20 protein-coding genes are annotated in these 24,500 nt (G+C 44.3%); all 20 read left to right on the forward strand.

Annotated features, from left to right (window positions below):
- The first annotated feature begins 10 nt into the window (after positions 1 to 10).
- The 20 genes from P2W83_RS11115 to P2W83_RS11210 are packed head-to-tail and all read left to right on the forward strand — an operon-like array spanning position 11 to position 24,479.
- Complete coding sequence (locus P2W83_RS11115) at positions 11 to 895, forward strand: FkbM family methyltransferase (protein WP_276133807.1); 885 nt, start codon at positions 11 to 13, stop codon at positions 893 to 895.
- Positions 896 to 897: 2 nt separating this feature from the next.
- Positions 898 to 1,785, forward strand: coding sequence for an alpha-1,2-fucosyltransferase (locus P2W83_RS11120; RefSeq protein WP_276133808.1), 888 nt, complete (start codon positions 898 to 900; stop codon positions 1,783 to 1,785).
- A gap of 25 nt (positions 1,786 to 1,810) precedes the next feature.
- Positions 1,811 to 2,764, forward strand: a complete 954-nt coding sequence (locus P2W83_RS11125; protein ID WP_276133809.1) for a glycosyltransferase family 2 protein — start codon at positions 1,811 to 1,813, stop codon at positions 2,762 to 2,764.
- A 9-nt stretch (positions 2,765 to 2,773) separates the two neighbouring features.
- Positions 2,774 to 3,898 carry a glycosyltransferase gene (locus P2W83_RS11130; RefSeq protein ID WP_276133810.1) on the forward strand — a complete coding sequence of 375 codons (1,125 nt, stop codon included), beginning with the start codon at positions 2,774 to 2,776 and terminating at the stop codon, positions 3,896 to 3,898.
- An 18-nt stretch (positions 3,899 to 3,916) separates the two neighbouring features.
- Complete coding sequence (gene asnB, locus P2W83_RS11135; RefSeq protein WP_276133811.1) at positions 3,917 to 5,758, forward strand: asparagine synthase (glutamine-hydrolyzing); 1,842 nt, start codon at positions 3,917 to 3,919, stop codon at positions 5,756 to 5,758.
- Positions 5,755 to 6,990, forward strand: coding sequence for a glycosyltransferase family 4 protein (locus tag P2W83_RS11140; RefSeq protein ID WP_276133812.1), 1,236 nt, complete (start codon positions 5,755 to 5,757; stop codon positions 6,988 to 6,990). The genes asnB (P2W83_RS11135) and P2W83_RS11140 overlap by 4 nt, the downstream gene beginning before the upstream one ends.
- Positions 6,990 to 8,237 carry a glycosyltransferase family 4 protein gene (locus tag P2W83_RS11145; RefSeq protein WP_276133813.1) on the forward strand — a complete coding sequence of 416 codons (1,248 nt, stop codon included), beginning with the start codon at positions 6,990 to 6,992 and terminating at the stop codon, positions 8,235 to 8,237. Before P2W83_RS11140 ends, P2W83_RS11145 begins: the two co-directional genes overlap by 1 nt.
- Positions 8,238 to 8,239: 2 nt before the next feature.
- Positions 8,240 to 9,352 carry a non-hydrolyzing UDP-N-acetylglucosamine 2-epimerase gene (gene wecB, locus P2W83_RS11150; protein WP_276133814.1) on the forward strand — a complete coding sequence of 371 codons (1,113 nt, stop codon included), beginning with the start codon at positions 8,240 to 8,242 and terminating at the stop codon, positions 9,350 to 9,352.
- The gene (locus P2W83_RS11155) at positions 9,352 to 10,320 is read left to right on the forward strand and encodes a glycosyltransferase family 2 protein (RefSeq protein WP_276133815.1); all 969 of its coding nucleotides are present in this window, start codon (positions 9,352 to 9,354) and stop codon (positions 10,318 to 10,320) included. Before wecB (P2W83_RS11150) ends, P2W83_RS11155 begins: the two co-directional genes overlap by 1 nt.
- A gap of 14 nt (positions 10,321 to 10,334) precedes the next feature.
- On the forward strand, positions 10,335 to 12,284 hold the full coding sequence (gene asnB / locus P2W83_RS11160) for an asparagine synthase (glutamine-hydrolyzing) (RefSeq protein WP_276133816.1): 1,950 nt from the start codon (positions 10,335 to 10,337) through the stop codon (positions 12,282 to 12,284).
- 6 nt (positions 12,285 to 12,290) lie between these two features.
- Positions 12,291 to 13,364, forward strand: a complete 1,074-nt coding sequence (wecB, locus tag P2W83_RS11165) for a non-hydrolyzing UDP-N-acetylglucosamine 2-epimerase (RefSeq protein WP_276133817.1) — start codon at positions 12,291 to 12,293, stop codon at positions 13,362 to 13,364.
- Positions 13,365 to 13,420: 56 nt separating this feature from the next.
- Entirely contained in the window at positions 13,421 to 14,656 is a 1,236-nt protein-coding gene (locus P2W83_RS11170) for a glycosyltransferase family protein (RefSeq protein ID WP_276133818.1), read from the forward strand.
- Positions 14,653 to 15,603: a Gfo/Idh/MocA family protein gene (locus tag P2W83_RS11175; protein WP_276133819.1), complete on the forward strand. Its 951-nt coding sequence runs from the start codon at positions 14,653 to 14,655 to the stop codon at positions 15,601 to 15,603. Before P2W83_RS11170 ends, P2W83_RS11175 begins: the two co-directional genes overlap by 4 nt.
- Before the next feature lie 10 nt (positions 15,604 to 15,613).
- Positions 15,614 to 16,822, forward strand: a complete 1,209-nt coding sequence (locus P2W83_RS11180; protein WP_276133820.1) for a glycosyltransferase family protein — start codon at positions 15,614 to 15,616, stop codon at positions 16,820 to 16,822.
- A gap of 12 nt (positions 16,823 to 16,834) precedes the next feature.
- Positions 16,835 to 18,010, forward strand: coding sequence for a glycosyltransferase (locus P2W83_RS11185; RefSeq protein WP_276133821.1), 1,176 nt, complete (start codon positions 16,835 to 16,837; stop codon positions 18,008 to 18,010).
- Positions 18,011 to 18,065: 55 nt separating this feature from the next.
- Positions 18,066 to 19,244, forward strand: a complete 1,179-nt coding sequence (locus P2W83_RS11190; RefSeq protein WP_276133822.1) for a glycosyltransferase — start codon at positions 18,066 to 18,068, stop codon at positions 19,242 to 19,244.
- 18 nt (positions 19,245 to 19,262) lie between these two features.
- Positions 19,263 to 21,083, forward strand: coding sequence for an asparagine synthase (glutamine-hydrolyzing) (gene asnB / locus P2W83_RS11195; RefSeq protein WP_276133823.1), 1,821 nt, complete (start codon positions 19,263 to 19,265; stop codon positions 21,081 to 21,083).
- Complete coding sequence (locus P2W83_RS11200; RefSeq protein ID WP_276133824.1) at positions 21,083 to 22,408, forward strand: hypothetical protein; 1,326 nt, start codon at positions 21,083 to 21,085, stop codon at positions 22,406 to 22,408. The genes asnB (P2W83_RS11195) and P2W83_RS11200 overlap by 1 nt, the downstream gene beginning before the upstream one ends.
- On the forward strand, positions 22,405 to 23,451 hold the full coding sequence (locus tag P2W83_RS11205) for a CgeB family protein (RefSeq protein ID WP_276133825.1): 1,047 nt from the start codon (positions 22,405 to 22,407) through the stop codon (positions 23,449 to 23,451). The genes P2W83_RS11200 and P2W83_RS11205 overlap by 4 nt, the downstream gene beginning before the upstream one ends.
- 44 nt (positions 23,452 to 23,495) lie before the next feature.
- Positions 23,496 to 24,479 (forward strand): glycosyltransferase family 4 protein, encoded by a 984-nt coding sequence (locus P2W83_RS11210; protein WP_276133826.1) that lies wholly within the window; start codon positions 23,496 to 23,498, stop codon positions 24,477 to 24,479.
- The last annotated feature ends 21 nt before the right edge of the window (positions 24,480 to 24,500 follow it).

Genomic DNA, 24,500 nt, shown 5'->3' on the forward strand with positions numbered 1-24,500 from the left:
TCATAATTGCATGCAAAAATCCTCTCTCTCAGGATATAAAAGGGATATTACCTCTCAAAATGGTGAGGATGGTATTATCGCAGAAATTTTTTCAAGAATATCGCCGACTAATAAGATCTGTATTGAATTTGGCGCATGGGACGGCAAGCACCTAAGCAATGTTTGGAATTTATGGCATAATGAAGGCTGGGGAGCGGTGTTGATCGAGGCAGATTCCTCAAAGCATGTTGCTCTGAAAGAAAGTACAAAAGCGTTTCCTGGTGTACATACCATGAATAGGTTTGTTGAAGCAAGCGGTGAAAATGCACTCGACTCTTTACTTCAGTCAAAAGATGTTCCTGTTAATGTAGATCTATTGTCAATAGACATTGACGGAAATGACTATTATGTTTTTGAATCCCTGAAAAAATACAAACCGAGACTGATCATCGTTGAGTATAATCCGACTGTACCGCCTTATTACGATGTAGTTCAGGGTAATAATGAATATTTTGGAGCTTCAGCTTCAGCGCTTCTTAAACTCGCACACAAGAAAGGGTATAAACTGGCTGCTATCACCGATACCAACCTGTTTTTGGTTGTAGCGGAAGAATTTGATAAGCTAGGAATACCAGAGGTTGATCTGATCGCTGAATTTCCACAACGTTGCCTGGTATATGTGATGACAACCTACGATGGCCAGGCGATGCTTTCAGGTGATTTACCTTATCGTTACAGAATGCATACGTATGAAAACGAAGTAAGGAATGGATTTCGCCTGCACCACCGTTTAGTCAATTTTCTGATGCGTTTTTTTGATACCAAAACGAAGAAGATACCCGTATTGAATTCGGATATTGATCACGTACCTGTTAAGATATTTAAAGACGAGGCTTTTAAATCGCCGAAACAATAGTTATGATTATAGTAAAGCTACAGGGTGGTTTAGGTAATCAGATGTTCCAATATGCGATAGGTAAGTCGCTTGCAAAACATTTGGGGACGAGTTTTAAGCTGGACGTTGAGTTTTTGTTGGATCGGACGCCTCGTGAAAATTTTGTATTCCGCGACTACGATCTGGATATATTCTCGCTTCAAGCACCTGTGGCTACAAAGGCGGAAACCCTCAAGTTTAAGAAGACGCCGGGTAATAAACTTGAAACTGCTGTTACCCTGCTACGTAACAAACTGAGCCCGGTGAGGTACTTTTATGAGCCTCATTTTCATTTTGTTCCGCAAGTGTTTGAATTACCACGAAACAGCTACCTCGATGGTTATTGGCAAACCCCACGATATTTTGAATCTATAGAGCAGGAAATCAGGAATGACTTTGGTTTTAAAGACCAGATCATAGATACATCAAAGGAGTTGCGCGAGTCTATTCTCAATACAAACTCAGTATGCATCAATGTGCGTCGGGCTGACTTTTTGACGAATGACTTTCATGGTGTGTGTGATATGAGGTATTTCGAACCCGGTATTGAGATCGTCACTTCGAAAGTAAAAGACCCGCATTTTTTCATTTTCTCAGATGACCCTCAATGGTGCCTCGAGAATTTTAAACTCAAATACCCAGTAACGTTCGTTGGACACGAACATAAGGGCAACAAGTTTGCAAATTACCTGCAATTGATGACCCAGTGTAAGCACTATATTATTCCAAACAGCTCCTTCGCCTGGTGGGCTGTTTGGTTGAACAACAATAAAAACGACAAGATTGTTGTCGCACCCAAAACATGGTTCGCTGATGTTAATTGGGATCCTAAGGACCTCATTCCTCAAAATTGGATCCGTGTAGTTAACTAGCTGACCGACTAATTAACCAAGCAAGATGGCCACCCACTTTTTTAGCGTGATAATTCCATGCTTCAATTCGTCTGAATTTATTGAAGCTACACTCGCATCTTTGTCTGCGCAGACATTTCGTGATTTTGAAGTTGTTGTTGTGGATGACGGTAGCACCGACGACTCGCTCGTAAAGTGTGAGAGATATTTTTCTGCACATGGCATCCATGGGCAAATAATACAACGACCGTTAGGCACGAAAAAAGGGGTCGCAAGCTGTAGAAACTTAGGTGTAGAGTTTTGCAATGGTGAATGGGTTTGTTTCCTGGATAGCGATGATGTGTTCTTTCCCGAAAAACTGAAAACCGTTTATTCGAAAATTCAAGATCATGGAGAAGTATCGCACGCATACTTTCATGGCGTGGAGTATTTTAAGAATGAAATAAATAATCGGTGGTCCCATCATTCAAACGTTAGGGACGAATTCCCTACAGACATGCTTGGTGAACTGTTGGAATGTAATTCAGTCACGACATCGAGTGTTACAGTTAAGAAGTCTCTTTTTTTGGAGCTTGGCGGGTTTAATGACGAGCTGCACGGGGTTGAGGACTATTTTATGTGGCTGCGTGTAGCCAAAAGAACAAAGTGGTGTTACTGCAATCGAGCGTTGACCGGTTACAGGATATTGGATAGTTCTTTGATGAGGGGGCGTGAATTGAGGTATTACATTTCGCAGAGTGAAGCATTGTTGACTTGTGCAACTAAAAGCAAAGAATTTGCAGCTGGAGAGGTTAAGAAGATCGATCAGTATATGTTTGGCGATGTTATGTTTTTTTATGCAAGGAACTCGCTAAAAGGTAAAGGGAAAGGAGATTTTTTGAAAGGTATGGTTGCTTTGATAAGGGTGGGCAGGACTTCATTGGGTGCTGCCATTGTATTCAGACATGTGAAGTTTGCATGTTTGAGATACGTCGCCATGGTGTCAAAGCATATTAGATAAGTTAGGCAAATGCAAAAGACTAGAGAGAAGGAAATCATTTTTTTATACCAGGGCCCTACATGCCTCGATCGTGTGCAACGCCCGGCCAATTATGCGTTGCCACGTTTGATCTTGTACCTGCACAAGCAAGGATACAAGGTCACAGTATTTAACACTGAAAACAATGAAAGAGTAGATGATAAGCTCGAGTTTAAAAAGTTCTCGTTCTACTCTTATGCCAAAGTTCTGTGGAATAACTATCGGCATAGAAGGAAATTTATCGTTGTGTTTAACCAGGTTGGACACTTTCGGAACCGGTTGTCTCGGGCCGCATACGTTCTAAAAAAAGTATTTCGCTATAAGCTGATTGTCAGAGTGGGGGGCGTTTATTACAGTGAAAAGCAATTGAATTCCAGACAGTTTGCTCAAGGTGTCGATCAATACAAGTATCTCAAGTCTTGTGATTGCTTTATTTCTACGAGGGATGGAACTGCCGTTCACCTATTTGCAGAAAAGGTCAAAATACCAGCCGATAGGGTGAAAGCCTACCTGAATGGCTTTCCACAAAGCGTGAAAGTAGAGCCGTCGTTGCGGCAGAATAAGATCATGTGCATCTCCCGTTTGTCGCACGAAAAGGCAGTGGATTATGTAATACGATCCTATCACAAAGCCTTACCAAATCTAAATACACCGCATGTATTGCACATAATTGGTGACGGTAAAGAGCACGCAGCCCTTAAGCAGTTGACTGTTGACCTCGGTATCGAGGAAAATGTTGTTTTTGAAGGGTTTTCAGATGACTGGGTACATCACTTTTCTACTTCAAAACTGGTTTTGGCAGGGCTTGCATCCAATCCATTGATCGAGGCGATCAGTACGTCGACGCCGGCTATAGCTTTAGAGCTTGGTGAATTGGCTGAAATCTATGCCCGGTTTGAGAATGTATTTATAGTCAACTATACTCGCGGTGGGTATGGCAGAGTTCCGCAGGAATATATGGATGGCCTGGTGGAAGAAACTGCGGGATTGATAACCAGGATACTTAACGGTGGTTACGAGTATAAGCAGATCGACTTTGACGAAGAAACTTACGGTTGGGAGAAACGGTTAAAGGAAGAGTCTCAGCTGTATGAAAGATTGCTGACGACAAGTTAGAGTGACTTTTTGATTTATATGTGTGGAATAGCAGGTATAGTAGGCAATGTGGCTAACGACGTCAGAACAGCGTCCTTGCAGAGGATGTCCGACTCATTAGCGCACCGCGGGCCAGACGGTAAAGGTTTTTATGCAGATAGTTCGATCGGGCTCGCGCATACAAGACTTTCAATAATCGATCTGTCTGAACAGGGCAATCAGCCTTTGTTTAACGAAGACAAAAGCCTCGTTCTCGTTTGTAATGGCGAGATATACAATTACAAAAGCATTCGTAATAAGCTTGTTGCCCGAGGCCATCTGTTTGCGTCAAATTCAGATTGCGAGGTTATTCTGCATCTTTACGAAGAGCACAAGGCTGATCTTGCAAAAGTGCTTTCCGAGCTCACAGGAATGTTTGCATTCGCATTGTGGGATACAAAAAGACAGCAGCTTTTAGTTGCCCGCGACAGGATCGGCATAAAACCATTGTATTTTGGATGTGAGGCGGGATTGTTTGTCTTTGCATCGGAAGTAGCATCTGTGGCAAGTTCTGGGCTGATATCCTGTTCTGTCGATGAGACTTCGTTATACGAATATTTTATGCTGGGTTCCATACCCGGGCCGCATACTTTATATAAAACTGTCAAAGCTCTGCCAGCAGGGCATTTTGCGGTTGTTAGTGCTGGCGGCGTGTCGTTGCGACAATATTGGGATATTCCGCTTCGTGATACAAGAGATCGAGAAGATAATCTCGTGGAAGAAGCGGAAGCGTTATTTAGCGAAGTAGTAAAAGATCATCTCGTGGCCGATGTGCCGGTCGGAACTTTTCTATCTGCGGGAATAGATTCCTCGTTGATAACTGAAGCTGCTTCGCAGCACCAGGGAGGCATTCATAGTTTTACAGCATCATTTCCGGGTGAACCGGAAGATGAAGGAATAATTGCAGCTAGCACCGCAAAAAAGCTTGGCAGTACGTTCCATTCCTACAAACTGACCAGTGGTTTTTTTAGAGATTTTGAACATCATTTTCAGCATATAGACCAGCCATTTGGCATAAGCAGTGCGCTATCGCTGGGGCGGATCAGCGAAATGGCCTGTTCAAATATCAAGGTGGCTTTAAGTGGTGATGGCGCCGATGAGCTGTTTGCAGGATATAGCCGCCATGAGGCTTATTGGCAACCGCCATTTTTGAAAAGAATTCCAGTAAAGTTTCAAAAGTCTGTTGTTGCAGCAGCAGCTGGCCTTACTCGCAATAAAGGCTTACGATCATTGAATGAGAACCTGAAGCTTACAGAAGGAGAGAAGTTCTCGTCGCGGATACAAGTCATTGCGCCGTCGGTTGTATCATCGCTGTTGTCGGAGGACGTGATGAGGCGTGTAGATACGCGTCGGTATGTCGATCATCTTGATCGTTATTTTTCAGGAAGGAATGACCGCGATTCAATAAACAGGATGTTGTACGTCGATATGAAGACGACTTTGATAGATGAGATGCTCACCAAGTGCGACCGGATGACCATGCGCCACAGAATTGAAGGGCGTGTTCCATTTTTGGACCATAGGTTTGTCGAGTTTGCATTCAGTATGTCATCCCAGGCAAAAAGAGAGAATGGTGTGGGTAAGGTATTGCTGCGGAAAATGGTGGCGAAAAAATTAGGTGAACAACTGGCTTACCGCAAGAAAACAGGTTTTAATGCACCCTTAAGCCAATGGTTGCAAACCGATGGCGAAACAACAAGCTACTCACGTTCGGCATTGACAGATTTGTCTCATGGTTTTATTAAGAATGAGGCAGCCTCTGCAATTGCAGGAAATATGACTCGGGAAGATCCCCGGTTGATCTTTCATCTTGTTTGCTTCAATCAGTTTTTCAAAAAATGAAGATACTGATCCTCACTCCTGACTATCCATGCCGAAATTCGGTTGTTGATGGCATCTTCATCCATCAAAAAGTGAAGGCATTGCAGCAGTTGGGGGTAGAGTGTCATGTCTTACTATTGCGCAACTGGTACCCCAGCTTCCCATTCTACCACTTGCACAAGTATTGGAAGGAAGGCCGTAAGCAGCACCATAATCACTTTGAAGAATATGAAGGGGTGAAAATTCACTCTATTCCCGTGTTTTCAAAAATGCCGGATAGGTTCTTCAAAAATGATGTGGATGAAAACGAAGCCAATGCAATTGTCAAATACATAAAGAACAATCCAGAATTGCGTGACGCAAACTGGCTATATGCGCAGTTCCTGGTAAATACAGGTTTCCTTGGCGCTAAAGTTAAAAATCATCTCGGGATGAAGTTTGCTGCTATCGCATTGGGTGATGATGTGCATGCATGGCCCGAGGCACACCCGGTGCTCCGCGAAAAACTAAAACAGGTTTTTGCTACGGCTGACATGCTACTAGCAAATAGTAAAAGGCTGGCTGCCGATACGACTGTTTGGATGGACGCTGATAAGCCTGTTGATGTCAACGTAGTATATCACGGTATTGATACTAATAAATTTTTCCCGGCGACAGAGGCAGAAAAAGTGAAGTTGAAAGAAAAATACGGCATGTCGGCGGATACTAAATATTTGATCTGTGTAGCGTTGCCTGTTAAAGCTAAAGGTTGGATCGAGTTATTGGAATCTATAAAGCAGCTTGGCAATGAGTTTAATGGATGGAAACTGCTGATGGTTGCACCGCCTAGACCGGGTCGCATATATCTTGATGTTCAGGAAATATCTGTTGAGTTAGGAATAGAGGATCGGGTACATTATTTAGGACGTGTACCTTCAGACAAGTTAGCGGAGATCATGAGGGCGAGCGATGCCTTTATTTTACCGAGTTACAACGAGGGCTTGGCAAATGCTGTGCTTGAGGGCATGGCTAGCGGGCTGGCATGTGTAACCACAGATGTTGGAGGCCATGCTGAAGTGGTGAATAATGGACAGAATGGAATTTTGATTCAGCCTAGATCGGTAGACGAAGTAAAGTCTGCTATTTCAAGAGTGATAAATGATGAAACATTGCGATGCCGATTGGGTAGTGAAGCACGAGAGACCATGGTTGAGTTTGGAACTTACGTGAAAAATGCGAAGCGACTTCTTCAGCTTTTTGAAGAACATAATTGATGCGAGTACTGCTGCTTTCAAATAACTATCCCCGCCGTGGTAATGAATCGAACGGAATATTCATTCACCAGCAGGCGAAGGCATTGCAGCAACTAGGTGTAGAATGCCATGTGCTGCAGTTGTACAACTGGTATCCAGGTCTAGGGTTACATAAGTTGAACGCAAACTGGCAGCTGGGTCATACACAACGGCAGCAGCTCTTTACGGAATATGAAGGTATTCATGTTCATCATGTGCCGGTATTTCTCTACATGCCCGATCGTATTTTTCGAAATGACTACGAGATGAGAGCCGCAGCAGCGGTAGCGAGTTACGTCAAAAAGAACAAACAACTGCGCAAAAGTGACTGGCTGTATGCGCACTTTTTGACCGATTCTGGCTATGTCGCGGCTCTTGCAGCCTCAAAAATGAATATCAGAACTGCCGCAATAGCGCGGGGAGATGATATTCATGCCTGGCCAGAGAAAAGTCCGGCCCTAGCCAATCGTCTTAAATATGTTTTTCATAAGGCTGATATCCTGATGGCCAACAGTGCAAGATTAGCATCTGATGCACGTAGGTGGATGGAATCTGGAAGGGAGCGGGAACTGAAAGTTGTTTACAATGGCATTGATCACGAGAAGTTTCGTCCGGCTGTTAACGCAGAAGAAAAGCGTGCGTATGTGCAAAGCTTCGGGCTTGATCCAAATTATAAATACATTCTTTGTGTAGCGACCCCGGTTGCGTTAAAAGGATGGCTGGAGCTGTTCAACGCGATCGGTAACTTAAGTGAAGACCTAACCGGATGGAAATTATTGATCGTTGCGCCGCCTTATACACACCCGGATGCGATCGATCTTCGATTGATGAGTGTTGAGCAGGGTATTGGCGACAAAACTGTATTCATGGGACACATGGATTCAGAAAAACTAGCGAAGCTTTATCGTGCTTCCGATGTTTTTGTATTGCCAAGCTACAATGAGGGAATGGCTAATTCCTTGCTTGAAGCAATGGCATCAGGCATAGCCTGTATTGCCACTGAAGTGGGCGGTCATGCTGAAGTAATTGAAAACGGTAAAGACGGTGTTCTCGTTTCTCCACGTAACACAACTGAGTTGCAGAATGCGATATCAACAGTTTGTAGCGATACGGCGCTGCTACAACAATACGGTGCAAACGCCAGGAAGCGAGCCTTGCAGTTGGGCTCTTACGCTGAAAATGCAAAACGCCTTTACGATCTATTTGAAAGTTACCCCAACGGGAAATAGAAATGCTTATTGACCTAATAGCTGGGGCACGTCCCAATTTTATCAAGGTTGCTTCGATTATAGAGGCGATCGAGCGCGCGCAGAATGAAGGCTTGCCGGTAAAATACAGGTTGATACACACTGGTCAGCATTATGACGGGAATATGAGCGGCAGTTTTTTTGAAGAGCTAAATATTCCGGCTCCGTACTACAACCTGCAGGTTGGCGGCGGTTCACAGGCCGAACAAACAGCCAGGATCATGGTGGCGTATGAACGCATATTGTTAGACGAGCCGTGTGATGTATGCCTTGTTGTAGGCGATGTGAATTCAACTATGGCTTGTGCAATAGCCGCTAAGAAAATACCAGGTATCAAACTGGCACATGTTGAAGCCGGCATACGTTCAGGAGATATGACGATGCCGGAAGAAATAAACCGTATCGTTACTGATTCGATCACCGACTATTTCTTCACAACGTCCGAAACAGCCAGTGAAAACTTGCGAAAAACTGGAGTTGATAAAAGCTCGATCTTCTTTGTTGGCAATACCATGATAGATACGTTGTTGAAAAATGACAGCCGGCTGAAGAAACCTCAACTTTGGGAAGGACTGAAATTGGAGAATGGACAGTATATAGTTTTGACCTTGCACCGGCCAAATAATGTTGATGATCCGGCAAAGCTTACTCAGTTGCTGGATACCGTGGCGACAAGTGCACAGGGTATGAAAGTGATCTTTCCTGTCCATCCACGCACTGCGAAGATCATAGAGGAACATCAATTGATTGCGTCTGGCATTTATACAATTACACCGTTAAGTTATTTGGAGTTCAACTACCTGGTGAAATATGCAAAGGGTGTTGTTACGGACTCCGGCGGAATAACAGAAGAGGCTACGGTAATGGGAGTACCTTGTATGACACTGCGCGATTCAACTGAGCGACCAGAAACATGCACCATAGGTACGAACGAATTACTTGGCACCGATCCTCAAAATATTCCACCTGCGTTCGCGCGTTTGTTCGCCGGTAGCTGGAAAAAAGGTGGTATACCAGATAAGTGGGATGGCAAGAGTGCTGATAGAATTGTGAGCACCCTTTTAGCAATTTATACTGACGGGAAGGCTATTGTGTAATGGATATTTCCATCATCATACCAACATATAACAGGCAGCAACTGTTGAAGCATACGCTGGATAGCGTTGTGCCAGACAAGCACGCCAGCTTAGCTTGTGAAGTTATTGTTGTTGATGATCAATCTACCGATGCAACTGTAGGAATGGTGACAGCTGATTATCCGTTTGTCACGCTGATAAAGAATGGCGGCAACGGGGCAGCAGCTGCGAGGAACACCGGACTTGGCATTGCTACCGGTAAGTATGTTCTTTACCTGGATTCAGATGATATTGTTGGTGAAGGTGCGCTTAGCGTGAAAGTTGATTTTCTAAATAAACATGCAGACTACGATTTCTGTTATGGGGACTATGAATATTTTCAATCGGAGGCAGAATTTCGTGTAGATACAGTCGTGTTTTGGAATAAGTATCAAGTAGCTCAGGAAGGTAGAAGTCTAAATCAACATTTGATCAATTACCTGAAAGGCGACTACATACCACCTAATGCAATTGTTTGGCGTAGGACTGCGTTGGAGAAGATCGGAGGACATGACCCCTCGTTGCTTATCAATCAAGATGTAGAATTGTTTGTGCGCGCTATGTTGAACGGTCTTAAAGTTGGTTATGTGCAAGACTTATCGAAAGTCTATGTCAGGCATCATGACACAGATGCACGTGTAGGTTCTACAAATTCGGTGGCAAAGTCAAAACAGGTATTGCAATTGCGTAAAGATATTTATTACCGTTTGCAGCAAACAGGGCATACACAAGAAGAATACCGGAAAGCTATAAGCTTTTATGCATTTACCGAGTGGCGCAGACAACGGGATATGAAGTCTGAAATGGCTGATGAGTTTCTCGAATTTGCAAAGAGCGTGCATTGGCCCGTCGCATTGCAGGAGTCGGCTGGCTTTAACTTACTCGCAAAACTATTGGGGCCAGACGTAGCAGTGCGGATCAAGTATTTTCTTTTCAGACGCAATTTTTAAAACAGGACCAGATCATGTGCGGGATACTCGCAATAATTAATAAAAAGGGTTCGGTAGCAAGGGGTGAAGATCTAATTAAGTCTTCGTCTATCATTGACTATCGCGGGCCTGATGACGAAGGGTTTTTGACGTGGTCGACTGGAGATCAGTCCAAAGTGTGGGCTGGAAAAGATACTGCGCAGTCAACATTGTCGCATTGGCGTTATGATGCTTTAACGACGGACAAGGATTTTGCAGTTGGTTTCGGCCACAGGCGATTGTCAATCCTGGACCTTTCGCCGGCAGGACATCAGCCCATGTTGCTGCCGGAAGCCAGTCTAGCAATTACATTCAATGGTGAGGTTTACAACTACCTTGAGATAAAAGCAGAGTTGGAAGGGCTAGGCCATAGCTTTAAATCCAAGTCAGATACAGAGGTGATACTGCATGCCTGGCAACAATGGGGCAGGGCTTGTCTCGACAAGTTCAATGGCATGTTTGCTTTTGTGTTGCTTGATCACAAGGATCGCAAAGTATTTGCCGTGCGCGACCGTTTTGGGGTTAAACCTCTTTATTATTATACATCAGAAAGCAATGTCGTATTTGCTTCTGAGATCAAACAAATAAGAGCGTTTAAAGGATTTCGCAGTAATGTGAACGATGAATTAGCGCTTACCTACCTGGCTATCGGCGCGGTTGACCAAACCTCAGGTAGTTTTGATAAACAGATCAACCAGGTTCCGGGCGGGCACTATGCAGAGATTGATCTTGATGGTTCTGGGAATGTTGCAGTTAAAGAGTGGTATCGCCTGACGCCACAGGTGTGGCAAGGTAGTTGGGATGATGCAGTTGTGAACCTGAAATCACTTTTAAGTGATGCAATAAATCTCAGGCTGCGATCTGATGTCACCGTGGGCTCATGTTTATCTGGCGGTTTAGATTCATCGAGCATTGTTTGCCTGGCGGCAGAACTGCTACAGGCAAAATCTGAATTTGCCGGACAGGAAACGGTGACAGCATGTTATACTGACAAGCGATATGACGAATGGGATTTTGCCGAAGAAGTGATCCGCAAAACAAAAGCCAATCCGCACCAGATATTCCCGACGTTCGATGACCTGCAAACGGAACTGGATAAATTCTTATGGCACCAGGATGATCCTACCGGAAGTACATCGCAATTCAGTCAATGGTCGGTGTTTAAAAAGACACACGAAGTTGGTCTTAAAGTGATGATTGACGGCCAGGGTGCAGACGAACAGCTAGCTGGTTATGGTGGCAACGACCTGCCTTTTTATGCAGGCCTTATGCGTGGCATGAAGTTGCGCTCGTTGGTAGATGAGATGCGTTCATACAAAAAAGAAAAAGGAGCTATACCCGTAGGATTTCTTTTAGGTGCAGCGCAGCTTACCTTGGGTAAAGGTTTTGCTTCTGTGCTGCCTCCACGCATGCGCATGGTTTCAGGCAGTTCTCCGGAATGGTTGAAATATCAAGGGGCAATGAGTCTTTACCCGTCACCAGCAAAGAGCTTACAGGAAAATCTTAACAGGCAAGTTTATTCTGAACCATTGCCGGCGTTGCTGCGCTACGAAGACAGGAACTCGATGGCCTGGAGTGTAGAATCACGTACTCCGTTTATGGACTACAGGTTGCTGGAGTTTACGTCTGGACTACCCGAACGATACATTTATTATCGTGGTACGCGCAAGCATATTTTGCGCGAGGCGATGAAAGGTGTGTTGCCGGAAAAAATCGAGAAACGAAAAGATAAAATGGGATTTGTGACGCCGGAAGAACAGTGGGTAAGAAAGGATAAACAATGGTTCAGTGAGCGGGTCTCGGAAACGCTGGACCAGTTCCCTGCATATTTTAATAAAGACAAAACTATCGCTCACCTCAATGATGTTGCTGCCGGGGTTAAACCTTTTGACTTTTCGGTATGGCGTATCGTGTGTTTGGGCAAATGGTACACCCTGCATAAATAAGCACAAATGAAATTATTGACAGTAGTTGGTGCAAGGCCGCAATTCATAAAGGCCGCAGTAGTTAGCCGGCAGTTCAAGTCTGCAGGGGTAGAAGAGGTATTGCTGCATACAGGTCAGCACTATGATGAGAATATGAGCTCGGTGTTTTTCACTGAGATGCAAATACCGGAACCAAAGTATAACCTCAGCGTGAAAGGTGGCGCGCATGGATACAGCACAGGACATATGTTGGCAGGTATAGAAGAAGTGCTGCTTAGTGAAAAGCCGGATGCAGTTGTGGTATACGGAGATACAAATAGTACACTGGCCGGAGCGTTAGCTGCCAAAAAGCTGCATATTCCCCTGGTGCACATAGAGGCTGGCTTACGCAGCTTTGAAATGAGGATGCCTGAGGAAGTAAACAGAATATTGACAGACCGTATATCTGATATTTTATTCTGCCCGACACCAACGGCGATAGAGAACTTAAGAAAGGAAGGCTTCGAACATTTCGACTGCATGATAGTAAACTCGGGAGATGTGATGCAGGATGCCGCGTTGTTTTATGCTTCGCTTTCTGATAAACAATCGCAGATCAGCCAAAGCCTCGGTCTTGATAAATACGTGCTTTGCACAGTTCATCGGTCTGAGAATACTGATAACCTGGACAACCTGCAATCGATCATATCAGCGCTGAATGATATCAATGACCAAACGCCGGTTATCGTGCCGCTTCATCCACGCACCCGGAAAACTGTTTACGATAATGGACTTAAGCTGAATTTTAAGGTGATAGATCCGGTCGGATATCTGGATATGGTACAACTTCTGAAGAATGCATCCCTTGTTATTACCGATAGCGGCGGCCTACAGAAAGAAGCATATTTCTTCGGTAAACATTGTGTGACGTTGAGGGAACAAACCGAATGGACCGAACTGGTAACACATGGTTACAATACGATCGCTGGAACAACAAGTTCAGGTATCATCCAGGCTTATTCTGAAATGATCAATAAGACCTCGGGATTTGATGTGAGCCTTTATGGCAATGGGGAAGCCTCGCAGGTTATCGCAGATTCAATTCTTCAATATTTCTCTTAAGAGTGAACGGAACGACAGGATATCATTTAGTGCATGTTATTTCAAACGGCGAATTTATGACGCCGTTATTGGCAACGCAGGTATTTGATCGCGCGCAGGCACAAGCTGTAGAGACAGGCGAAAATAGGCCCGCATCGGTATCGGTGTGGATCGTTGAACCGATAAGGTTTGTATTTGATAAGGATAAGCAACGATATATAGCAGGATTGAGAAAACGCTGTCCCAATGTTAAGATCAAATTGATGGGCGGGTTTAGCAGTTTGAAAACCTGGCCCTCTATGCAGTGGCTGGGCATCGAAAGGCGCAAACTAGGTAAGGCGCCTGTGGTTTACCATTGCAGGGGCGAGGCGACTTTTTTACTAGGGGAGAAAATTGCCACGAAATTTGCTGGTGACGCGCTTGTGTTAGATATACGCGGTTTCTGGCCAATTGAAAGGCTGGTGCCACAGAATATTTTTGGACCTAACCAACTAAAGGGTGCACAGCGTGCAGAGTTTGAAAGTGATGCAGCGAATTTACAACACGCTATCGCGCGCAGTAATATGGTGACAACAGTAAGCGGGCCACTGAAGCAATACCTGGTGCGTAATTATAGTGCACCGGATGATACTTGTGTTGTGCCATGCTGTGTAAGTAGTGTGGCTGAGGATAGCTATAGGGAGTTGATAAGAAAGCAGCTGGAATTGGGTGATAGTAAGGCTATCCTGTATTTGGGAGGTACACAGAAATACCAACACCTGGAAGATCTTGTGCTACCGTTTTTTAAAGCTGCGCTGGCTCAGTCAGATGATTGTGTTGCTGTATTCATTACGCAAGACAAGATAACCATGCAGGTGCTTGTTGAGAGATTTCAATTGCCCAAAGAAAAGGTTAGGATCGTTTCAGTCAATCAGCAAGAGGTGGCCAAATATCTTTCTGCAATGGACGCTGGATTGCTGCTACGAGCGCCGTCTTTTCTCAATAATTTCTCTCAGCCAGTAAAACTCGGCGAATATCTTTCTGCAGGCTTACCTGTAATAGTAGAAAAAGGTACCGGCGATGTTGAACAATTACTGAAGCCATTTGAAATAGGTTACACCATCAACTTGCATGAGCGTTCAAGTGAAGTGCAGTATGCTGAAGTACGGCATGCATTGAACTGGGTTCGGAATAGTGATGACTCCAGGAGGATAGCTGCCCGCCGGTTTGTCGAACAACATTATACCTGGAAAGCAAATGTTCAAAGAGAGCGGACAATGTATTTAGACTCGCTTGCAAGTGCGAGTGCAAAACAATTAAAACAAAGACCATGACCACAAAAAAATTCGCGATGATTGGCACCGCCGGCTATATTGCTCCAAGACATTTAGGAGCAATAAGGAATACTGGCAACCAATTGTTGGCGGCACTGGATAGGTTTGATTCGGTGGGCATACTGGATAGCTATTTTCCGGATGCTCATTTCTTTACAGAATTTGAGCGTTTCGACCGTCATATAGATAAACTGAAAAGAAAGGGAACAAGTATTGACTATGTTAGTATTTGCACTCCCAATTACCTGCACGATTCTCATATCCGGTTTGCGCTTCGTCAACACGCGGATGCGATATGCGAAAAGCCGTTGGTGCTTAATCCCTGGAATGTAGATGCTCTTAAAGAAATCGAAAAAGAGACTGGCAATAAGGTTTATAACATTTTGCAGTTGAGGCTGCACCAGGATATTGTTGCGTTGAAGAACAAGATTGACAACGCGCCTGCTGATAAGATATACGATATCGATCTGACTTACCTCACTTCAAGGGGTAACTGGTATTTCAATAGCTGGAAAGGCGATGTTTCGAAATCCGGAGGCATTGCAACTAATATAGGTATCCATTTCTTCGATATGCTGATCTGGATATTTGGAGGCGTGAAAGAGAATATTGTACACGTGCTGGATGCCGACAAGGCAGCAGGCATGCTCCACCTTGAGAGGGCGAGGGTGCGATGGTTCCTGAGTGTGAACTATGATTATGTACCTGACTACATAAAGCTGAAGGGGCAACGTACATACAGATCGATCATGGTGGATGGCGAGGAGCTGGAATTCAGCGAAGGCTTTACAGACCTCCATACAAAAAGCTACACAGAGATACTTGCTGGAAATGGCTTCGGCCTGGAGGCTGCCATGCCAAGCATACAGTTGGTGCATGATATACGCGAAAGCCAGCAAGTAGGCTTGAAGGGTGAATACCATAAATTATTGAAGGTTACTGCTTAGATCCTGCAAGGTGAAACACGTATTGCTTGTTGCATATGAGTATCCCGGCTATCATTCAAAGTCGGGCGCTGCACTTGCCCGAAGGGTGAAGCAAGTAGCAGAAAGCTTTGAGCTGAATGGATGGCAGGTGACGGTTGTGCACAAAGACCAGGTTGGAGAGACAGGAGACAAGTTGTGTGTGGTAAAGAAAGAATCGGCGTCGATCACGCGCATACCTGTAAGGTCTGACAGGTCAGAGTTTTCAGTTTTTGAACGCTCTATATTCAGAAGATTGTTTACACTGTATTGTTTATTGAAAAAAGGAGATAGGACGTATAGGTGGGCCGAGAGTGCAAGAAGAAGTTTGCCACTATCGCAGCTTTCAAGGCCAGATCTCGTTATTTCATTTTTTACTCCGCGCGGCCCGATCGTTTTAGGTCGTTACTTCGCGAAGAAATATGATGCGCCCTGGATAGCAGACCTGCAAGACGAACTGGACCAGGGAACATTGAGCAGTAACAAATATTTCTCAGCCTTGAACGGTTACCTGTCGCATGTTTGGGTTAAAAAGATTCTGTCTGCCGCGAAAGCTGTAGTACATGTGTCGCCAGAATGGGCTAATGTTGATAGTGCGATTTTGGGTAGGCACATCGCATGTATCCGTCACGCAATGGCTGATCATCGTACTGAAATCTATAATAGAACGGATAGCACCGAGTTCCGGGTGTTTTATGGCGGTTCCATAGAACCGGCAGGCCAGGAACTGGAGACGTTGAATAAGGTATTGTTAGAAGTACGTGCACAAAAGCCTGTTAAGCTTATTATGGCAGGCGGCGAAAAAGCGCATTATGCCTTTCGCAATAGCCTGGATGAAAGTATCGACATCGAATATGCGGGATGGCTTGATGCAGAAGCTTATAGTCAGACCATCAAAAGTTCTCACTGCTGTCTTATAGTGCCTTGGTCGGGAGCTGACAGGCAAGCCATTCCTTCAAAATTTTACGAAGTGTGTACAATGCGCCCGGTATGGATCGTGGGAAAGGACTCTGGTGCGTTCAGCTCGCTTGTTGGTGACCTTAAGCACCCGCTGGGCAGATATGGTGATGTTGCATTTAATGTTTCGGCGCTTGAAAAAGCTGTTGCTGGCGACTATTCATCTATGTTTACCTTGGATAAATGTGCTGTAGCTCCAATAACAGAGCGGCAATTATGTGAACACTATCTCCGATTGGTGAATTGAGATCATTAACTAATGAGTAGTAGAAAGAAAATATTATTGCTTACCCTGGTTCACCCAGACTTTTTGCCGCCGGTTTATGCCACGGCACTGGTGTTGCGCGATGAAGGGTATGCGGTTGAGATCATTACCTTCAATTCGTTGGTTCCTGCTGAAAATGAGTCTGATGAGGGTATCACGATCTGCGAGGTCGGCGAATATCATAACAAGTCTTTCTTTCAACGATTGAGCCTGCGAAGGAAGTTTAATGAAGTTGTGCAAAATAAAATGCGTGAACAACCTGTACTCGTTGTTAGTTTTTGCACATTTAGCTTTTTATCTGCTGAAACGCAAAAAAGGCAAGTGCCACATGCTCATATCGCACTGGAGATAAACAATACTCCTGAAAGGTTCAACGAGTCGCCACTCACTTTTATGCGTATCCAACGCACTTTTAGCAAAATATCGGGTGCAGAATTTGTTGCAACGCCATCTGTTCAACGTTCTGCCTGGCTGGCGGGGAAGTGTGGTTTGCGAAGTGTACCTCATACTATACAAAACACGACCTATTACAAAGCTGCGGAGAAAAATAAAAGCACCGATCTGCTGAAGACAATATTGCCAGAGCATTTTCTCGAAAAAAAGGCATTTTTATATGCGGGCAGACTCAATAGCAACTATAGCGTACATGAGCTCGTAATGGCTTTTGGTCAACTCAACGATGGTAACGCGGTGCTGGTTATTACCGGGTTCAGGGAAAATGACCCTTATTGTATACAACTGCGGCAGATCCTAAACAGCCAGCCTAATAGCAAAAACATATTATTGCTGCCCGTAGTTCCACGGCAGGAGTTAGCGGCGCTGCAGGAGTATGCTCATATAGGAATTTGCTTTTTGTATGAAAGGTTAAATGACCTGGAAACACAAATGGCAGCCCCCAACAAAATAGGGGAGTACATCGCTAATGGGTTGTACCTGCTTACTAATAAAGTAGTGTACACGGCGCAGTTTCAAAACGCTGGCGTTGCAACATTGATAGATCAACCCGCAGTTGACCAAATACAACAGGGTATGGCGGAGGCGTTGCTTAATGTAGGTGATTTGGGATTTGCCAAAAAAATAGACGCATTTTATCGCGACGAATATTGTATGCAGCAGCAGGCACGTCCAATAATAGAGTTTTTAAAAAGCAAGCAGCGTGTTGAATCGTAATCAGCCAATTGTTTTTATATGCCATCCCTATCATAGGGGCGGAGTAACGCGCTGGATGGCGGACATGGCCATTGAGTGTGCGGATAATGGCATGGATGTAAGTTTCATTACTGTTGTGCCCAAGCGTCCATTCTATTCTTCGGGTGGCCGTGAAACATTAGTGTCACTGGTAAAGCATCATAGCAACATAAAACTACTGACGACAACAGCTGGGTGGGAGTTTGAGTTTGGCACACCGGCGTTCAAGACCGATGTATACTCCAGGCTCCTACAAAAAAACATTTCTCCCGGCGCCAATATCATTCTGGCTGATGATCCTTCTGTATGGGCTGTGTCGGCACAGTTAGATGGTCAGTACAATTTTATTGGGGTATTGCATGCAGATGAGAACCATTATTATGACCTCGCGTGCCAATTCGATTCCTCTGTAAGATTGCTGGTTTGCGTGTCTGAACGGATAAAGCGGAACCTTCTTTCGCGAAATGCGGGTATTGATAGCAGCAAAGTGGTCACTATTTCATGTGGGATACCGTTGCCTGTTTTTCAGCCGAATACAGCAAGCAACAAGCAGCTGGAGATAATATATGTAGGCCGCATTACACAATACCAAAAACGAGTCTTTGATATCCCGGCCGTCTGTGTAACATTGAAAGAACAAGGTGTAGACTTCAACATGTCAATAATAGGTTCGGGCGATGAAATGCAACAGTTGCAGATAATGGTGCAGGAATCCGGGCTCATCGATCGCGTGAATTTTCCTGGCTGGCTGCAAAAAGAGCAGATATTCGAACAAATGCGTCAAGCTGATGTGTTGCTGTTGACATCTGATTTCGAGGGGATGCCAGTGGCAGTGATGGAAGCACTTAGCTGTGGTTGTGGGGTAGTTAGCACTCGTGTAAGCGGGGTTGAAGACTATGTGTCAAGCCCATTTGCTACAGGCTGCCTCTGGTTGTACGAAGTTGGCGATGTACAGTCAGCTGCTAGTTGCCTTGTTGAATCAAGGCGTATTTTACCAGTTCAAAAGGCAAAACAAGCACGCAGTCTTGCGGAGACTGAGTTTGGCATACAGCATTGTAGGCGCAGATACCTTGACGCTATTGATAATATGAGACCGATATCAGAAACTAAGTTGCCGGCAAAAAAACTACCGGTTAACCACACCTATTCGCTGCTGTTATCATTTTCGAGGTATGTACGGCTTAGTCTCGCAACGAAGTTTAAAACAAACTATTGATCAAATTTTGAATTGTCTATGTGCGGAATAGCCTGCAGTTTGAATTATGTAAGCTCTGATTTTGACGCGAGGTCTTTGCGGCTGCTTCATCACCGTGGGCCAAATGATAACGGAAGTTATCATGATGCTGATGTTTCCCTGTTGCAAACGAGACTGTCAATTCTTGAGCTGACATCAGCCGGTCATCAACCTATGCATTCTTCATGTGGTCGCTACATCATCTCTTATAATGGAGAAATATACAACCACAGAGAGTTAAGGCGGCAGTACCTCAGTACGCATAACTTTCATGGCGATTCGGATACTGAAACAATAATTGAGCTTTTTCGTTTGCAGAAGCAAAAAATGCTCACCGAATTGGTGGGTATGTGGGCGATATTGATCTGGGACACACAAGAAAAGATTCTTTTCATCAGTCGTGATCGCTATGGACAAAAGCCACTTTATTATCGATCGAAGGGCGATCATCTTTTCTTTGCCAGTGAAATAAAGCCGTTGTTGCAGGATGGAGAGCAGAATAAGTGCGAGACTACAGCTGTTGTTGAGTTCCTGGCGTTGAGTAATTACGGTCATCTCAAAGATCGTACATTTTACAGCGATATCAGGCAATTGGAACCTGGCTGCTATGCCTTTATTAAACCTGGGCAAACACAAGTCGTCAGCAAAAGATATTGGGTATTACCCGAGGTGTCGCCGCGCGACAAACGGCCGTTGGATGAAAAGGCAACAAAACAGCTTCACGATATAATGGTTGAAGCGGTTCTGTCTCAAACACTTTCCGATGTTCCGATCGGCATTACTTTGTCAGGTGGCATTGATTCTTCGATAATAGCTGGCATACTCGCCACTTATTATGATCAGGATATAAATGCTTTTACCGCTCAGGCTGTGGGTAGCGCTTACGATGAAAGCAGGTATGTTGACGCCGTGGTCAAGAAGTTTCCGAGGATCAATCTACATCGTTTCGACTCTAAAGAGCTTTCGTTAAAGGCGGATATTATTAAATATGTCGGAATTCAAGAGGAACCTTTTGGTGACCCATCGATCATAGCCCACGGTTATTTGATGCAAGCCGCGTGCGATAATGGAATAAAAGTGATGCTGGGTGGGCAGGGGGCTGATGAGCTGTTCTTTGGTTATACCAACATGACACAGGCAGTACTGCAGAAACAATTGAGCAAGTTGCATTTCTCATCATTCCTCGATAATGTAAAACAATCAGACATCTCAAAGAGTTCTGTTGCACGCTCTATATTCCTGACGGTTTTTCCGGGCTTGGAGCGAAAGCTGAGAAATCGCTCCCGTGTTAACAGGAGAGCTGTCCTCGAGTATTCTTTGTCAGGGATTAATGATGAGCTATTCTCGTTGCCTACGTATGATGATTTTTATGGTGTGTGGTGCGAGTCCGTGTATGGAATTCACTTGCCGCACCTTGTACATTATGACGACCGGAATGCTATGGCGACCAGCATAGAGGGTAGAATGCCTTTTCTTGACCACCGCATCTCTGAATTTGTGGCCACTATTCGTCCGGAATACTTCTTCAAAGAAGGCAAACGCAAATACCCGATAAGAATGGCTTGCTCGCAGTATCTACCCGATGAGGTTCAGAACAGGAGAGACAAGATCGGGTTTCACACACCTTTGATCGATGCTATATATAAAGATGCTGACTGGGTATGTGAAAATATAGCAGATTTTATTTGGATAAAAAGCGGTCTTAGGGCAACTTTGCTTAATAAAGTTCGTTCTGGAAGCATTGATATTAGTGACGCAATGCTGATTGTGAGGGCTTTGATAACAAATTGTTGGATGCAGCAGTTTAATATTGTGGGTTAATGTTTTTACACTTTTTCTTTCTCCTTGTTTATTTCATCGTCAGTCTGTTCTCTTCGGAGGTTGCGGCAAGTATTGTGCTGAGTACTCATGCTGTCGCCACTTTGATAGAGCGGCATATTATGCGGAAGGTGAAGATCGACCCAATGACATGCTATGCTTTTTACTCATTCCTGGTCGGTATCGCCAACCTGATAATGATAGCCGCTGAAAAGGCGGGCACTTTGCCCGCAGGATATTCCTATTTGATCCCGGCAAATATCCTGCAAGGTATAAGCATCTTCTTTGTGGGGAACACGTTCATTTTTATGGGTTTCGAGTTGTTCTCGAAAAAGTCGTTTCCAAAAATTGACGTTCTGATCGAGAGTCCCGCGAATCATAGTAAGCTATTTATCCTGATGCTAATCTTTTCGGCTCGAAACCTTTTGTTTTCGGATATCATGTTGGGATCGTTAACCGGGATTCTAACGGTGTTTTCCTCTGTAGGTATAATATTCTTCAGCCGTTTGTGGTCAAAAACAGATATAGGCAAGTATGGCACTTATGCAGGGATTCTTTGTGTATTGCAAACGGCTTATGCGCTGCTGTTTTCCTATTTAAGAATGGAGCTTTTGACGCCGGCCGTATGTTTTACATTCGGCTTCTTTCTGGGTAAGGGAACTATAAAAGCTGTGTTTTCATACCGGGCGATTCCAATCCTTATAGCATTGTTTGTTTTCAATATTTATTTTGCCTGGCTGGGAAAAAACCGATCAACTTATGGAGAAATAAAAGGTGTGGAAAGACTTCAGCAAATGGTAACCCTTTCTAAAGTTGAGACGGTTTACCTGGAAGATGATGAAAGTCAGGAAAGCATTCTTCACCGGGCTTCAGTTTTGCCACAAATAACCAATGTGGTTGAGCTAGTGAAAACAAAAGGACATTTCAATGGCGATGCCACTGCTCCGTTGTTTATAGCATTGGTACCACGATTCCTGTGGCCAGACAAACCACTGATCGGTCTGGGGGCATGGTTCGCTACCGAGATCGGTCAGGGCAACCAAACCGACAGTTGGTATACTAACTCGATAAATATGACCATTCAGGGTCAATTGTTTTTGGATTTTGGCTGGACCGGTATTGTAGCGGGGTGTTTATTCGTCGGCGCCCTTTTGGCACTGATATGGAGTGCAACGGGTTTTTATCGATCCCCGTTTAATCTTACCGGCGTAACGCTTGGTGGATTTCTCTTCCTGTCGTGTATGCAGGGCATTGGTGCTGACTTGCAGTTTATCGTTACGTTGATATCTTACTATCTGATTTTCGTAGTTTTCAAACGGTTTGCATGAGAATACTCTGTGTTGGACCTATATGGCGCGGGAGTAATGCAGGTGGAATGTTTAGGGCTCTAAGCCGGGAAGGTCATTTGATCGATACCGTTGATGAGTATTATTACATTAGCTTTCATGCCTCGAATATTACATCAAAAGTTGTACAGCGTTCCATACGGCATATTCAGGTAAATGAGTTCAACCAGGCGATCAAGACAGCTATAGATCTGTTTAGGCCTGATGTAGTATTCGTTTATAAGGGTAGGTTTGTACAACCCGAAACGTTGGATTATGCGAGATCAAAAGGGAAAACATTAGCTCTGTTTTACCCGGATGTAAGCATGAAGGCGCACGGAAAGTATATTCCGCTCAATATTCCGCGTTTCGACATCGTTTTCACAACAAAAACCTTTGGCATAACTGATCTGAAAAACTCCTATGGAGTTACAAACGCCCAGTTTATTCCACATGGTTTTGATCCGGATATACACCGCCAGTACCAGATGAGTGACGAGGACCTGCGAAATTTTGGATGCGATGTGTCATTTATTGGCACATATTCTCAGAAAAAAGAAAACATACTAGCTGCGATCAAGAAAGCACTCCCTGAGGTTCATCTGAAAATATGGGGAGGGCAATGGGAGCGGTGTACATCTCCATTATTGCAAGATTCGATCCAGCATACCAGTGTGCTCGGAGACTTGTATGCGATTGCCATCCAGTGTTCTAAGATCAACCTGGGCATCCTTAGCGAGCAAGTGGTAGGAGCCTCGTCGGGAGATCTGATCACTTCCCGTACTTTTCACATACCTGGAAGTTCAGGGTTTATGTTGCATGAACGAAATGTGGAATCTCTACAGTATTTTGCTGAAGATGAGGAAGCTGGTTTCTTTGATGATGCTGAAGATATTGCTGCAAAAGTAAAACGCTACCTGTCTGATAATGGCCTGCGTGAAAGGGTACGATTGGCTGGGTATCAAAGAGCACTTCGTGACCATTCTTTAGATAAACGTGCGCAACAAGTGGCTTCACGTTTATCAGAGCTAGTTTCAAAAAGATAATATAGCTGCATTTTTATGTGGCAATCAATTGAGTTAATGGCAAAATGATTGACGTTACCTACATCTACAGAGAATTCCGGGAGACGGCATTTTCAATTGAAGGCATTTTTGATGTTGTTCGAAAAAAGTTGAGTGGAACGGTCAACGACCGATCATTTCATTTCGACGCCACCAAATCGCGTGTTAGAAACGTATTGGACATTCGCAAATTGCCGGCTGGCATCAATCATGTCACCGGTGACATCTATTTCCTTACGATAGGACTGCGGAAAAGTAAGAATGTGGTAACGATACATGATCTTGGGCATTATGAGCACCTGAAACAGTTTCCGCTGAAATTTATCGTGTATCATTTGTTCTGGATGTACCTCCCGCTCAGAAAGGCAGACGTAATTACAGTTGTATCGGAAACTACTAAGGCTCATCTTTTGAAAGCATTTGGTTTTGCAAAAGATAAAGTAAGGGTTGTGTATAATCCTGTTAAGCCCATCTTTAAATACAGTAAGAAAGAAACACTGAACACAAAACTGCGCATATTGCAAGTTGGTAGTGGCTGGCAGAAAAATCTAAACAACCTGATAGAAGCTGTGAAAGGTACCAATTATCACCTGGACATCGTTGGGCTGCCTGATGCTGAGTCCATCGAGAAAATGCAGCGCTTCGATATTTTACATACAATCAGCAGCGGATTGACAGACGTGCAGCTATATCAGAAATACCTCGATTGCGATATTCTTTTTTTTGCATCGATACAAGAGGGTTTTGGTATGCCAATAATAGAGGCACAAGCGGTAGGACGACCAGTAATAACGAGTAACGTAGGGGCAATGCTCGAAGTGGCACAGGATACAGCTGTACTTGTAGAGCCGCGAAATGTTGCCCAGATCAGACAGGCAATCGATGCACTAGCGCAGGATAAGAACTATTATGATCTGATAGTGGAAAAAGGACTGGGCAATGCTTCGAAATATAGTATCGAGCACATTGCCGACGAGTATTTGAACATCTATAAGGAGCTTGCAAGTTAACATCGCAGACCTACAAAGCGC

Source organism: Polluticoccus soli, assembly GCF_029269745.1.
GTDB classification, from domain to species: Bacteria; Bacteroidota; Bacteroidia; order Chitinophagales; family Chitinophagaceae; genus Polluticoccus; species Polluticoccus soli.